Source organism: Methanoculleus sp. UBA208 (assembly GCF_002498065.1).
Taxonomy (GTDB): Archaea; Halobacteriota; Methanomicrobia; order Methanomicrobiales; family Methanoculleaceae; genus Methanoculleus.
The window spans coordinates 1-13,054 of the sequence record NZ_DAFZ01000062.1 but is presented as its reverse complement, the minus strand read 5'-3'; the positions used below and the strand labels follow the sequence as shown (position 1 = coordinate 13,054).

General features: G+C 62.4%; 13 protein-coding genes. 5 read left to right on the top strand and 8 right to left on the bottom strand.

Annotated elements, in window-relative coordinates; all coding sequences use genetic code 11:
* Window positions 1-8: 8 nt before the first annotated feature.
* Entirely contained in the window at window positions 9-737 is a 729-nt protein-coding gene (locus BRA62_RS12865; protein WP_292365838.1) for a PAS domain-containing protein, read from the bottom strand.
* Between the two features lie 300 nt (window positions 738-1,037).
* On the opposite strand from BRA62_RS12865, the gene BRA62_RS06895 reads away from it, so the two are divergent.
* Window positions 1,038-2,111, top strand: a complete 1,074-nt coding sequence (locus BRA62_RS06895; RefSeq protein WP_292365837.1) for an NAD(P)-dependent alcohol dehydrogenase — start codon at window positions 1,038-1,040, stop codon at window positions 2,109-2,111.
* Window positions 2,112-2,171: 60 nt separating this feature from the next.
* Here BRA62_RS06895 and BRA62_RS06890 read toward each other — a convergent pair whose 3' ends face one another.
* Window positions 2,172-2,702 carry a deoxycytidylate deaminase gene (locus BRA62_RS06890; protein WP_292365836.1) on the bottom strand — a complete coding sequence of 177 codons (531 nt, stop codon included), beginning with the start codon at window positions 2,700-2,702 and terminating at the stop codon, window positions 2,172-2,174.
* A gap of 157 nt (window positions 2,703-2,859) precedes the next feature.
* Window positions 2,860-3,696 (bottom strand): hypothetical protein, encoded by an 837-nt coding sequence (locus BRA62_RS06885; protein WP_292365835.1) that lies wholly within the window; start codon window positions 3,694-3,696, stop codon window positions 2,860-2,862.
* 165 nt (window positions 3,697-3,861) lie between these two features.
* Between BRA62_RS06885 and BRA62_RS06880 the strand changes: the two genes are divergently transcribed.
* Complete coding sequence (locus BRA62_RS06880) at window positions 3,862-4,734, top strand: alpha/beta fold hydrolase (RefSeq protein ID WP_292365834.1); 873 nt, start codon at window positions 3,862-3,864, stop codon at window positions 4,732-4,734.
* A gap of 11 nt (window positions 4,735-4,745) precedes the next feature.
* On the opposite strand, the gene BRA62_RS06875 is transcribed toward BRA62_RS06880, so the two are convergent.
* Window positions 4,746-5,939: a M24 family metallopeptidase gene (locus tag BRA62_RS06875; RefSeq protein ID WP_292365833.1), complete on the bottom strand. Its 1,194-nt coding sequence runs from the start codon at window positions 5,937-5,939 to the stop codon at window positions 4,746-4,748.
* A 227-nt stretch (window positions 5,940-6,166) separates the two neighbouring features.
* Between BRA62_RS06875 and BRA62_RS06870 the strand changes: the two genes are divergently transcribed.
* Window positions 6,167-6,892, top strand: a complete 726-nt coding sequence (locus BRA62_RS06870) for a class I SAM-dependent methyltransferase (RefSeq protein ID WP_292365832.1) — start codon at window positions 6,167-6,169, stop codon at window positions 6,890-6,892.
* Window positions 6,893-6,900: 8 nt separating this feature from the next.
* Here the strand turns inward: BRA62_RS06870 and rsgA are convergent, their stop codons facing one another.
* Window positions 6,901-7,995: a ribosome small subunit-dependent GTPase A gene (gene rsgA / locus BRA62_RS06865; RefSeq protein WP_292365831.1), complete on the bottom strand. Its 1,095-nt coding sequence runs from the start codon at window positions 7,993-7,995 to the stop codon at window positions 6,901-6,903.
* Window positions 7,996-8,194: 199 nt separating this feature from the next.
* Between rsgA and BRA62_RS06860 the strand changes: the two genes are divergently transcribed.
* Window positions 8,195-8,716: a DUF1579 family protein gene (locus tag BRA62_RS06860; RefSeq protein ID WP_292365830.1), complete on the top strand. Its 522-nt coding sequence runs from the start codon at window positions 8,195-8,197 to the stop codon at window positions 8,714-8,716.
* Window positions 8,717-8,810: 94 nt separating this feature from the next.
* Here the strand turns inward: BRA62_RS06860 and BRA62_RS06855 are convergent, their stop codons facing one another.
* On the bottom strand, window positions 8,811-10,595 hold the full coding sequence (locus tag BRA62_RS06855; RefSeq protein ID WP_292365829.1) for a histidine kinase N-terminal 7TM domain-containing protein: 1,785 nt from the start codon (window positions 10,593-10,595) through the stop codon (window positions 8,811-8,813).
* 297 nt (window positions 10,596-10,892) lie between these two features.
* Between BRA62_RS06855 and BRA62_RS06850 the strand changes: the two genes are divergently transcribed.
* Window positions 10,893-11,696, top strand: a complete 804-nt coding sequence (locus BRA62_RS06850) for a class I SAM-dependent methyltransferase (protein WP_292365828.1) — start codon at window positions 10,893-10,895, stop codon at window positions 11,694-11,696.
* A gap of 7 nt (window positions 11,697-11,703) precedes the next feature.
* Here BRA62_RS06850 and BRA62_RS06845 read toward each other — a convergent pair whose 3' ends face one another.
* On the bottom strand, window positions 11,704-12,300 hold the full coding sequence (locus BRA62_RS06845) for a DUF998 domain-containing protein (protein WP_292365827.1): 597 nt from the start codon (window positions 12,298-12,300) through the stop codon (window positions 11,704-11,706).
* Window positions 12,301-12,419: 119 nt separating this feature from the next.
* On the bottom strand, window positions 12,420-13,054 hold a 635-nt coding region (locus BRA62_RS06840; protein ID WP_292365826.1), incomplete at its 5' end, for a TIGR04083 family peptide-modifying radical SAM enzyme.

The window sequence follows — 13,054 nt, the reverse complement described above, 5'->3', positions numbered from 1 at the left end:
GGAGGAATTCAACAAAGCCCAAGATCGGTGAACCTCGCGAGCCCGAGGATCTCAAGTGACGCCCGGTTTGCGTTCAGGATGGTCCCGTCCTCCTGGAAGAGGAAGATGCCGCTCGGGACCTCCTCGAAGAGGGTGCGGATCTTCCTCTCACTGCTCTTCAACGCCTCTTCGACCTTTTTCCAGGTGGTGATGTCGCGAAGGCTGATCATGATCCCCGGTTTCCCGGTAAACGAGATGGAAGGTATGACCGTGGAGATGAACTCGGTGAGGAATATTCGCTCGGTTCCGCGCTCAATCAGCAGCATCTCGTTGACGAAGGTCTGGGAATGGAGGATCCGGTCGATATTGTCCCAGATGGTGGGGTTATTGAAGATGGCCAGATTTATCCGGGACAGGTCGCTGCCGATGATGCTCCTCCCCGAACGGATGTTGAAGGTATCGATGAAACTTCTGTTCATCATGAGGATATGGAGATCGGCATCGAGGATGACGATTGCATCCGAAAGGTAGTCGAAGAGATCGTCGAACGGGACATTTTGCGCCGACGAGTAGAGTTTGGCCTTGCCGAAAGGCCTCATGATGACATGGCCGTGAGACTGGAGGACTTCGAGGTATTTTGCCACGGACCCACGGTTCATCTTCAGATGGCGTGCGATCGTGGAGATTGAAACAGCCTCCGGATACCGGTCCTGCAGGAACTCCCTGATCTGGGCATGCCGGTCTTCGTTGCCAATCATGTACTAAGATGTGTGCAGTACCGATCGTTAAAGGAAATGGTGCCACCCATGCCGGGCTATTTTATCCCCACAGTGCTCCTGAGAGGAGATACGATCCTCAATTTGCTGATACATCGGGTTTTATACTTCCGTGAGGGACTGGAGTCTCCTCCCACTACCTGCCCGTATCGTCACCGGCATAGCGTCCACCCGGTGCTCCCGGCTCCTCCTGGTCCCGCGCGATCGTCAGCAGGTCGGGGACGACCCCGGTATTTTTATCAGATCTCCCCCTCTGACCCCGATCGGAAGGAGGGATTGAATGTGAAAGGCCTGGCAATGCTCGAGATTGGAGAGATCGGATGGATAGAGAAGGACAGACCTGCCTGCGGTCCGAGAGACGCAATCGTCAAACCGCTGGCGCTCGCCCCGTGCACTTCCGATGTCCACACCGTCTGGGAGGGGGCGATCGGTGAGAGGCACGACCTCATCCTGGGGCACGAGGCCCTCGGGGTGGTGGACGAAGTGGGCAGTGAAGTCCGGGACTTCAAGCCCGGCGATCGGGTCATCGTACCGGCGATCACCCCCGACTGGGAGACGGAAGCAGCACAGCGCGGGTACCCCTCGCAGACCGGCGGACCCCTCGGTGGCTGGAAGTTCTCGAACTTCAAAGACGGCGTCTTCGCCGAGTTCTTCCACGTGAACCTGGCGGACTACAACCTCGCGCACCTGCCGGAGGGCATGTCCCTCGAGGCGGGGGTCATGCTCCCGGACATGCTCAGTACCGGATTCATGGGTGCCGAGAACGCTCACATCGAGTTCGGGGCCACCGTGGCGGTCCTGGGGATCGGACCGGTCGGCCTCTCCGCCGTCGCCGGTGCAAGACTGAGGGGCGCCGGAAGGATATTCGCCGTCGGCACGAGGCCCGCCGCCGTCAAAGTGGCGAAAGAGTACGGCGCTACGGATATCATCAACTACAAGGAAGGGGACACTGCAGAACAGATCCGGACCAAAACCGGCGGAGCAGGCGTCGACGCTGTGATCGTTGCCGGTGGAGGCCCGGAAATTCTGATGGATGCGGTACGGGCGGCCAGACCCGGGTCGGTGATCTCGAACATCAACTACTTCGGCCAGGGGATGGGCGATCAGGACGCCATCCCCCTTCCCCGGGTCGCCTGGGGGTTCGGTATGGCGGACAAGAACATCATGACCGGGCTCTGCCCCGGCGGACGGGTGAGAATGGAGAGGCTGGCCGAAGTGGTGATGCACGGGCGCATGGACCCGTCGCTCATGGCGACGCACGTCTTCAAGGGCTTCGATAAACTGGAGGAGGCCCTCCTCCTGATGAAGGAGAAGCCGGGAGACCTTATCAAGCCGGTCGTCATCGTGGAGCCGTAGGGGCTCCAATCTTTCTTTCAGGCCCCCCCGACCAGGTCCGTTCCGGCGCCTTCTTGTATACTACTTCCCCGAGACCTTTGCAATCACGCTGTCCAGGTGCTTCCGGTAGAGCTCCTGCGGGTCGAGTTCCCCGAGCCCTTCCGGTGTCCTGACCACCACCCTGCCGATGCCGGCGTTCACCAGCATCTTCGAGCACATCAGGCAGGGGGGATCGTAGGAGGGTACTCCCGTCAGCCGTTCGAACCCGGCGAGGTACATCGTACAGCCGGCCGCGGCCCGTCCCGCCTGCAGGAGCGCGTTCATCTCCGCGTGCACCGAGCGGCAGAACTCGTAGCGCTCGCCGGAGGGGATGTTGTACTGCTTGCGGATGCAGGTGTTCAGCTCGTCGCAGTGGGCCTCCCCCCGCGGCGCCCCGTTGTGCCCGGTGGAGACGATCTCCCCAGCAAAATTGACCACGACCGCCCCGTAGCACCGCCGGATGCAGGTCGACCGCCGGGCGGTCTCGACCGCGATATTCATGTACCATTCGGTCCGTGAGGCCCGGGGCGGTACGGGCGGTGCATCGGACGAGGCGGTATACCGGTTCGTCATGGCCGCCTCTCCTCCGGTGACAGGCAGCGGCCTGCGGGAGACGACAGCCTGCACCCGCTCAGGTTTTTGCTCATGATAGATCTTCCGCGGTGCGGGATTAAAAAGAGGCGCTTTGGTCATCCTCGCGGTGATGCCCGGACCGCTGAGGATCTGCGTGTCAGTATACGCCCTCGCCCGTTACGAGGATGCCCCTCACCGGGTAGGTTCCGTTGCATGGGCCCGTGAACTCGTGGCGTAACCGCTCGTGGTACGAGTTCGACTGCCAGCCCAGGACCCACCACTCGTTCCTCCCCTGGAATTCGGATGAAATGGTGAGGACGTTGTCGTCGTCGGCGTCGAACGAGAGGATGAACGGCACCTCGACGACGTATCCGGACGATCCGGGGCTCACGTAGTAATCGTCGACGGGTCCGCCGGAACCGCTGAGATTGCCGACGATCCGGTAGGGCGCAAACAGGGGCTCGGCTCCTACCGGCGTTCTGGTCTCGATCTCGCGGCCTGGATTGCTATCGAGCATATAGAGTTCCATATCGACGAGCACCGGCGTCTCTTCCGAGTACCGGTCGGAGTAGACATGGGTCGGTTCGGGGAGTTCCGATTCGTTCTGCCCCGGCATGATCGGAATCGGCTCGATGCGGTTTTTATAGATGGGATCGATCCGCTCGGCCGAGATATTCAGCATGGGGACTCCGTCGACGTGCTCGATCCTTACCGATATATTGCCCCGGTCGAAGTTGCTGAAACTGACGAGGGACATGTTGACGGGAGTTACGTTCGTCCCCAAATTCGGATCGTAACGGGAAGGGATGGGAATGAGGAGGACTGCATCTTCGATGGGGCCGGACGTCGAGATCTGCAACTCGTAGTGATACACCGACGCAAAACTTTCGGATGCGGACTGGCCCAGAAATCCTGCGATCAGCGCCATGAGTATGAACAGGAGTGCCGCGAGGATGCCTGCCGCGATGAGTACCTTCCTGAGAATATTCCCCATTACTGATCAGGTTATCGGGGAGTTGATTATTATAATCATCTGTTTTCAGGCACCGGTCTTTCCATCCCGGCCGCCCGACTCTTCCTGAGCAAGGACAACTGCTCCCGGGCCACAACTTTTTATAACATAACGGATGTCGGGAGCCCGCATAAAAGGAGGTTTCCCATGTCCTACATCACCGCCGGTAAAGAAAATTCGGGCACCATCGACCTCTACTACGAGGACCACGGTACCGGTAAGCCGGTCGTCCTGATCCACGGCTGGCCGCTCTCAAGCATTTCCTGGGAGAAGCAGGTGCCGGTGCTGCTCGATGCAGGCTACCGTGTCGTCGCCTACGACCGCAGGGGGTTTGGCAACTCCGCGAAACCGACCTTCGGCTACGATTACGACACGCTGGCCGAAGACCTGCACAAACTCATGACGGAACTCGATCTCGCCGACGCCACGCTCGTCGGGTTCTCGATGGGCGGCGGCGAGGTCGCCCGGTACCTCGGCACCTACGGGAGCGAGCGCGTTGATAAGGCCGTCTTTATATCCGCTGTCCCGCCGTTCCTCTTAAAGACCGCCGACAACCCCGAAGGAGTGGACGGCAGCGTCTTTGACGGGATCATGGAGAGCATCGCCGCCGACCGTCCGGCGTTCCTCTCGGAGTTCCTCTCGAACTTCTACAACGTCGACGTCCTCGGGGGCGACCGGGTGAGCGACGAAGCCGTCCGCCTCAGCTGGAACGTCGCCGCCGCCGCGTCCCCTGTGGGCACGCTCGACTGCGTCCCGGCGTGGCTGACCGACTTCAGGAACGACCTTGCGAGCATCGACGTCCCGGTCCTCGTGATCCACGGCGACGCCGACCGGATCGTCCCCTTCCCCGCCTCGGGAAAACGCACCCCGGAGCTGGTCAGGGACAGCCGTCTCGCGGTGGTCGAGGGCGGGCCGCACGGGATTACCTGGACGCACGCCGACAGTGTCAACCGCGAGCTGCTGGACTTCCTCGGGCAGCGGGTTCAGGCGGCGCAGCCGTTTGCCGCAAATCCCACGTAGGGCGACTCCCCTCAGTATACCGGGACGAGGCCGGTGTTCGTCCCGGTGATGCACCTGCCGCCCCCGCGGCCGACCACGAAGGTGTTCTCGATCCCGACCATCCCGACGCCCCGGATCCCCTTCTTGGGTTCGAGGGCGATCACCATCCCCTCCTCGAGCGGCTCCTCAAAGCCCCGGGCGATCACCGGCACCTCGTCAACCTGCAGGCCGACGCCGTGGCCCAGGAACTGCGCCCGCCGCTTCCCGTAGCCCATGAAGTTCTCGAGGAATGCAGGGTCGAGATCGTCGAGGATCGTCGCGTAGATCTCTGCCGGAGTAATCCCGGGCCGCAGCATGGACGCCGTCTTGTCCTGGATCTCCACGCACCGATGATGGGCCTCCATCGCTTCTTCGGGAAGCGGCTTTCCAAACATATACGTCACCGTCTTGTCGGTATGATACCCCTGCACCCCGCACGCGCAGTCGACGAAGACAAGGTCCCCGGATTTAAGCGTCCGGTCATGGCTGGCGAGCACCGGTGCGCCGGGAGCCGCTCCGAGGCACCCGCCCGGCCCGTCGAAACCGGTCGGGTAGATGGAACTCTCCCCGAACCCGAGCTGCCCGAGGATCATCTCCGTCCCGAACATCCCGAACCGGGCAATCCCGTGATGCCCTTCCCGGACCAGGCGTGAGAAGACCTCGCCCCCGAGTTCCGCCTCGCTCATCCCCTCCCGGAGCATCCCGGGAACGCAGTCCTCGAGCACGTGGCGGTGAATCCTCCCGGCCCGCTCCATGATCGCGAGTTCGTAGGCGCTCTTCTTCGCCCGGACCTTCGCGGCCTGTGCATCGAGCGACTTCGTCTCCGTGAAGGGGAAGTGCTTCCGGAACCGTTCGAGCAGCGCGATGGGCACCGTCTCCGTCTCCACGTGGACCGTCCCCGGGCATGCGCCCATCCCGGCTGCCGCATCGCGGAAGCTCTTCATCGGCCGGATGTCGGAGAAGAACGACTCGTCGAGCGCCCTCTCAAGGCTCCGGCGCACCCAGAGCACGGCCTCGCCGCTATGGGGGATGAGGAGGACCCCGTCCTGCATCGTCCCGGTGAAGTAGAACTGGTTTGTCCGCCCGAAGATCGCTGCAAGCTCCCACGAGGGGTTCTCCGCGTCCATACGGAGCCGGAACCGCTCCATACGGTCTCGGAGTTCTGAGGCGGGGGTCTTATGCTCCATACGGATCATTGGGCGGTGGTGGTATTTAGCTCTGGCGGGATGCGGGTTTGGGCGGTTGGGGTCGTCCCGATCCTCTCCCGCTCATGGGGATGGCAACCCTGTAACCCATCTTATAACCCCGGGTTCGGCACGGACGCGTTTTCGCGACGATCGGAAGCAATTCCGACCGTATGGGTTATAGAGCCGCACGACGCATTACTGTCATGGAAACCCCTTTCGTCTTTACTATGCACGAGGGCCTGCCCCGCCAGGGGCCGGGGAGCAACGAGTGCACGAGAAAGGCTTTCTCGATGCTTACCGACCTTCCCGCCCGGCCGGAGATCCTGGATATCGGGTGCGGGGCAGGGATGCAGACGGTTGAGGTGGCCCGGACCTGCCCCGGCTGCCGTATCACCGCCGTCGACGTCCACCAGCCGTTCCTCGACGACCTCGCCCGGAGCGCGGCATCGGCCGGGGTGGGCGAGCGGATCACCACGGTCCGGGCTTCCATGGCCGACCTGCCGTTCCCCGACACATCGTTCGACGTCCTCTGGGCGGAGGGCTCGATCTTTATCGTGGGGTTCCGGGAAGGGCTCGTCTCGTGGAAGAGGCTCCTCCGTCCCGGCGGCTACCTCTGCCTCACCGAATCTGTCTGGTTCACCGAACATCCCTCGCCGGAGGCGGCGGCGTTCTGGAACGACTGCTACCCGGCGATAACGACGGTCCGGGAGACCTGCGCGATCGCAGAAGCTGCCGGTTACGAGGTCGTCGCGACCTTCCCGCTCCCGAAGTCCGCGTGGTGGGAGAACTACTATGTGCCGGTCCTCAAGCGGATAGAAGACCTGCGGCCGAAAGTCGCCGGCAATCCCGAGGCGGAGGCGCAGATTGAGTTCGCCGAGCGGGAGACCGCCGTCTACCGGGAGCATGCCGACGAGTACGGCTACGAGTTCTTCATTCTGCGGAAAGGAACTTAGGGAGGCCGTCACCTCCCCTTTGTCTTCCCGATATCCCTCTGAATTTTGCCGATCGCCTTCCAGCGTTTCTTCTCGAGTTGCACAAGCCCGATCTCCGCTTTCTCCCGTTCGAATTCGAGTTCCCGCATGAGCCTCTGAAAACTCTCCAGCCGTGCCGCAGGGAGAATCCCGTTCGCGACGGCTGCCTGCACCGCACAACCCGGCTCCCGTTCGTGCCGGCAGTCCGAGAACCTGCAGCCCTCCGCGAGTTCGAGGATATCGGGGAACGTATCGGCGATACCGGCGGAAGCCGTGCCGATGCCGACCTCCCGCAGGCCGGGGTTATCTATCATGAGCGCCCCGCTGGCGAGGACGAAGAGCTGGCGGACGGTCGTGGTGTGCCGCCCTTTATCGTCATAGTCCCGGGTATGCGAGGTATCCTGCACCGGACGGTCCATGAGCCGGTTGATCAGGGTGGACTTGCCGACACCCGACGAGCCGATGAGGGCGACCGTCGTTCCCGGTGACAGGTACGGGTCGAGCCGGTCGATCCCTTCCCCGCTCACGGCGCTGATCGGGATCACCGGTATGCCGGGGGAGGCCGAAGCGAGTTCGTCGGCGAGCGTTGCGGGGTCTTCCGCCAGATCGGACTTGTTGATGACGATGACCGGACGGGCGCCGGATGCGTGGGCGATCGCGAGATAGCGTTCTATCCGGCGGGCGTTGAGGTCACGGCCGGCGGCAGTGACGATGAAGACCGTATCGATATTCGCCGCGATGACCTGGTCGGCGCCTTCGCGTCCGGGAGTTCCCCGTGTAAAACAGGTTTTCTGCGGGAGGATGTCGACGATCATCGAGGTTCCGGCCTCCGGTTGATGGAGTAATACGACGAAATCCCCCACAACGGGAAAGCGGCCGAGTCTTCGCAGGGCTCCGGAGATCCCGGCCGTGACGGACCCGCCGCCGATGAGTATATCCCACACCGTCTTCTGCCGGCAGGCCACGCGGCCCGGCACGTACGGACCGGTGTACTTCGAGAATGCCGCATCGTGCTCCTCCGTCCAGCCTAGGTCTTCAAGCGTGTAAGGATGCTGTTCTCCGCATCGAGGAGTGGACTGGTTCATTGAAACGACCTTTTCTCTCTAAAATGTGTGGCATTCAAGGTGCCAAGTGCTTTGTGGTCGCGGCTGTCGACCGTGGTCTCTTCTCCGTGGCGGTAGCACGCCACAAGCCCCTTTCAGTAGGGAGAGAGTTACCGGCGGCAATGGGGTCAGGGCAGATCTTTATATGGGCGGACGTTCCCGTCCCCGGGCGGTGATGCGAATGACCGAGAGAGAAGCACCGGCAGGAACGACTGCCCGGTGGGAGCCCACGGTGCTGAAACCCGGACCTGAAACAGGGGCGCTTGCCCGGTTCCACCCGAACGGGACCTGGACGGGCAGGGTGAAAGCGGGCGGCATGGGTCCGGGGTCGCCCGAGATGGAGGCAAGAGGCAGGGCGGACAGCGAGTGGATCATAAACGGCCTCTGGCGCTCCTGCAGGTTCGAGCAGGACCAGTTCGTCGCAGGAGAGAAGGTGGTTACCTGGAAGGCTCACTGGATTGCGGGTTGGGATGCGAGGGCGGAAGAGTACCGGGGCATGGCCGTCGACAGCAACGGCATCTCCATGGTGTTTCGGGGGAGGCTCGAGGGTGATCGGCTCATCATGGAGTCCATGGGGGATCCGGCGGTCAGCCTGCGTTTCATCTGGGATGCGGCCGATCCGCGTGCGATCACCTGGACGAACGAGATCATGACGGAGGACGGGTCCTGGAGGCTCATCGAAGAGTATGTCATCCGGCCGTAAGAGCCGGTATCTGGCGGAGCGCGAAGACGATGCCGCGTCCGGGGGATTCGCTCTTGAAGATGACGGGAACGTCCCCGCACACGCCTGCCTGCGCTCATCTTTCCTCGGCGGTCTCCTGCCCCCGGCTATCCGTTGGGTCCGGTCCCGGCTTTCCGCCTCCGACCGGCCTCCATGCCCTGGGAGGGATTAGGATCTCAAACCGGGCTCCCCGGCCCGCCGTCCCCGTCTCCCGTATTGCGATTTCGGTTACGGAAAGGATATCCCGGGAAAAAGCCAGCCCGAAACCGGTGTTCTTCCCGTAATGGTAGCTGAAGATCTTCTCCTTCTCCCCGTCGTCGACTCCCGCGCCGTCGTCCTCGAATGCCACGACGAGCGTCCCGTCGGTCCGCTCGACGGTCGTGATACTGATCGTGGTGACGTTTCCTCCATGCCGGAGTGCGTTCTCGAGCAGGTTGTACACGGCTTTTGGCGAGAGTGGGTCGGCATGGATCTCCACCGGAGCGATTGACGCGGCGATCTCGATCCCCGGATGCGGAATGCTGCTGACGGCACGGGCGATCATCGCCTCAAGCGGCTGCCAGACCGGCTGGTACACGCCGATCATCTGGTATTCGCGGGAGAACTGGAGATGCTTCTTTATCTTCTCTACGGCCTCGACCGATCGGGACAGATACACATCGCCGTCGGGATGCATCCCGTCCTCAGAGAGGAGGTTCAGGTACCAGGAAAGGGCCGTGATATCGTTGCCGATGTCGTGGCAGGTCAGCTGGGATAAGAGCGATAGTTTCTGGTTGGCCGTCCGGAGGGCTGTTTCGGCTGCTTTCCGGCCGGTGATGTCCCTGATGTTCAGGACGATTCCGGCAGGCTCTCCATCCGGGTCGCTGACAGGTGCCCCGGCGATGCTGAGAACGCGATCCTTCCTGCCGTCGGGCACCGCCTCCAGATCCGAAAACCTTCCCTGCTCCATGACGGCGGTCCTGATCGAGACGTACGCCGTATCGGGAATGAACCTCCAGACCGGCTGCCCGGGAAGGTTCGCTTCGGGCACGCCGAAGACCTCCGCAGCCGACGCGTTCGCCGTGATGACTCTGCCGTCCATATCGGCAAGGACCAGGCCGTCGGGCATCGTCCTGAGGATCTCCGGGACCGCCGCCTGGGGGCTCAGGGTAAACAGCCCGTGCCTGTGGACGGCATAGGCGATAAGGAGGGAGAAGACCACGATCCCGATGAAGACGAGATTGACGGTGTAGATCCCGAAGGCCGGAAGGATCAGTCCGGAGAGAGCGCCGAAAAGGACGACGGTTGCGATGCCGATACTGACAAGCCGGTTCTGGCGCCGGACCCTCCCCGGGCGCGCGCTCCGCCAGGACGAGATGCCGGCGTATACCGCCCAGAGCATCGCCAGGGCGGCATAGGCTCTCCCGGCCACGTAGACCGGATTTGCAGATGCCGGCAGGTAGACATACCCCGTTCCGGGCTGGAACGCTACCGTATAAACCAGATCGGTGGAGAGCCCGATCAGGGCAAAGAACAGGGCGGGCAGGTACAGGGCAACGAGGAGAACGCCGTGTTTCTTCTCCCTCGCGAGGGGGTGGCCGGTGAAGGCGAGCGTGAAGTGGACGGTGAGCGCGACGACCAGGGGCCAGAACGAGCTGGCCTTCAGCCAGAACAGGCAACCGTCGTAGCCGGCCGAATACCAGATGAAGAATTCGCCCATGGCCCAGTAGGTTGCCGAGAGCGTTACCGTGAGGAAGAGACGGTTGACCGTCGATGAAGGGTTCCGTGCAAAAACATACGTCCCGAGGCCGTAGGTGATGAATGCCGAGACACCGCAGAAACCGACCAGAATCGGAAAGAGAATCGTGAAGATATCAGACACGGCCGCTCACATCCCTGTACCGTCCGGTTTTGTCTCGGCCCATCCTGTCCCGTTCCTGGTTATCGCGAGAGCTTGTTGCAGGACTGTTATAGATATAATGGCTCTGCTCTTCTTCCTGAAAACGCTTTGCTTTCCTGTTCCTGCTGCGGATATCGTGGTACTGCCGGCGTGCAACGCTCCGGAGATGTGACGCGGCACCGGCGGGCCGGAAGCGATGCGCACGCCAGCGCATCCGGCTACCGCAGATGCCTTAATACAGAACTTGTGCTATAGATTCCTGCAGGCAGAGGAAGCGGGATGAGCGGCAAGTATGTCCACGGGTACACAGAGCGGGAAGCGGAGCGGTTGAGCGACCAGGCAGAGACCCTGACCGGGCTCCTCCACGACGATACCTGTTATCCGGCAGGGTCGCGGGTGCTCGAGGCCGGATGCGGCACCGGCGCCCAGACAGTGATCCTCGCGCAAAACAGCCCCAAGGCCCGGATCACGTCGATCGACATCTCCGAAACTTCGCTCGAGCAGGCTAAAAAGCGCGTGCTGGGAGAGGGGATCACGAACGTCACGTTCGAGGCCGGGGATATCTTCGACCTCCGGTACGAGCCGGGGAGTTTCGACCACATCTTCCTCTGCTTTGTCCTCGAGCACCTGGCGGAGCCCCGCCGTGCGCTCGAACGCCTTCGCCCGCTGCTCCGGGAAGGCGGCACGATCACGGCGATTGAGGGAGACCACGGCTCGGCGTACTTCCACCCGGACAGCGCCCATGCCCGCCGGGCCATCGGGTGCCTTGTCGACCTCCAGCGGGAGATGGGCGGCAACGCCCTGATCGGGAGGGAGCTCTATCCGCTCGTCGCCGGTGCCGGGTACCGCGACGTCCGTGTCTCTCCGCGGATGGTCTACGTGGATGCGTCCCGGCCGGAGCTTGTCAGGGGGTTCACGAGACTGACCTTCACCGCCATGGTCGAGGGCGTCGGGGATGACGCGGTGGGCCGGGGCATGATGAGCCGGGAGGACTGGGAGCAGGGCATACGCGACCTCTATCGGACCTCTGAGGCGGACGGGGTCTTCTGCTACACGTTTTTCAAGGCGACCGGGAGGAAGTAGCCCCCTGTCACCGCTCCCGTGCAAACGGCGCCATGAGGTATCCTCCGAACGCCGCAAGCCAGAGGAGCGCGGGGTACACGATCATCCTCTCCGACCCGCCATGATCGATAGGGCCGTAGAGGTTCACGATGCCGAAGTCGCTCGCGGCATGCGTCACGAGGAAGACGAGGCCGACAACGCCGGCGATAACCGAGATCGCCTTCAGGGGTCCCCTGACCAGGGTGGCGCAAGCGAAGGCCTGAATGTTGAAGAACATGAAGGCAAGAAGCGCAAAGAGGCCATGGATGCCGGGGATGTCCAGCGTAAAGATTGCGGCACCGATTGCACCGATGCCTGCGAGGCCAAAGACGGCAGGGATCCAGCCTTTGCCGTAGGAGCGGTAGAGGAAGTAGCCGCCGACGATGTTGAGGAGGCCTGCGATGAAGAGGGAAGCGTTGAAGAGCCATACCGTTGCGTCGATCACGCCGAGATCGCTGATCGCGTTCCGGCTGATGCTATACCCGGGCGCTATGGCCGCGCCGGCCATAAGGACTGTCATGAACTGGACCGGGAGCAGGAAGAGCAGCACCCCTGCAATCGTCCGACTGCTGTCTGTCCCACGCATGGTAAGGGACTTGAGTCTCCCCCTTAATATCTCCTGCACAGGCCCGACCGTGAAGGTCGCCGGCGCGTGCCCGGATTGCTGTTAACTGTGTTAACGTCGCAGGAGACAGGCCCGGACGCTTATTTCGTTGCCATTGTCTGCAGGATCGACATAATCCCCGGTTTTTTCTTCCGCCCGAACGGCGAACCGAACCCGCCCATCTCGATATCCGCGGATCCGAACATCTCCTCGTTCAGCCGGTCGGTGATCTCGTCGAATATCCGCTTATATGCGATGCAGTGGGGATCGACACCCCGGACCTTGCCGTCCGTGAGCGCTATCGCGTTGTAGGGGCACCCGCCCCGGCAGTATTTGATATGGGGGCACTCTCCGCATTCGCGGTCGACGTACTCCTTGAACGCGTGCATGAGTTTCCAGGCGTCTGATTGGGCGAGGTCGTCGGCTGTGGGGCGATCGTAGACGTTCCCCATCACGTACTCAGGCATCCCGACGAAGCGGTAGCAGGGGTATATGCTCCCGTCCGGCCCGAAGGCAAGGGTGCTTCCCATGCAGTCCACGAACGTGCAGACGGTGCCGTGCCGGGTAAAGATGCACCTGCAGAGGTCGTTGATGTTCATGACTTCGATTTTGCCCAGGTTCTCCAGGTACCTGTCCAGGAGGTACACCAGCAGTTCCCCGTAGGCCTCCGGCTCGAGCGCCCACTCTTTCGGGTCATCGCTCCGGAGCGACGGCAGCGCCGGGTGCAGTTTGAGCG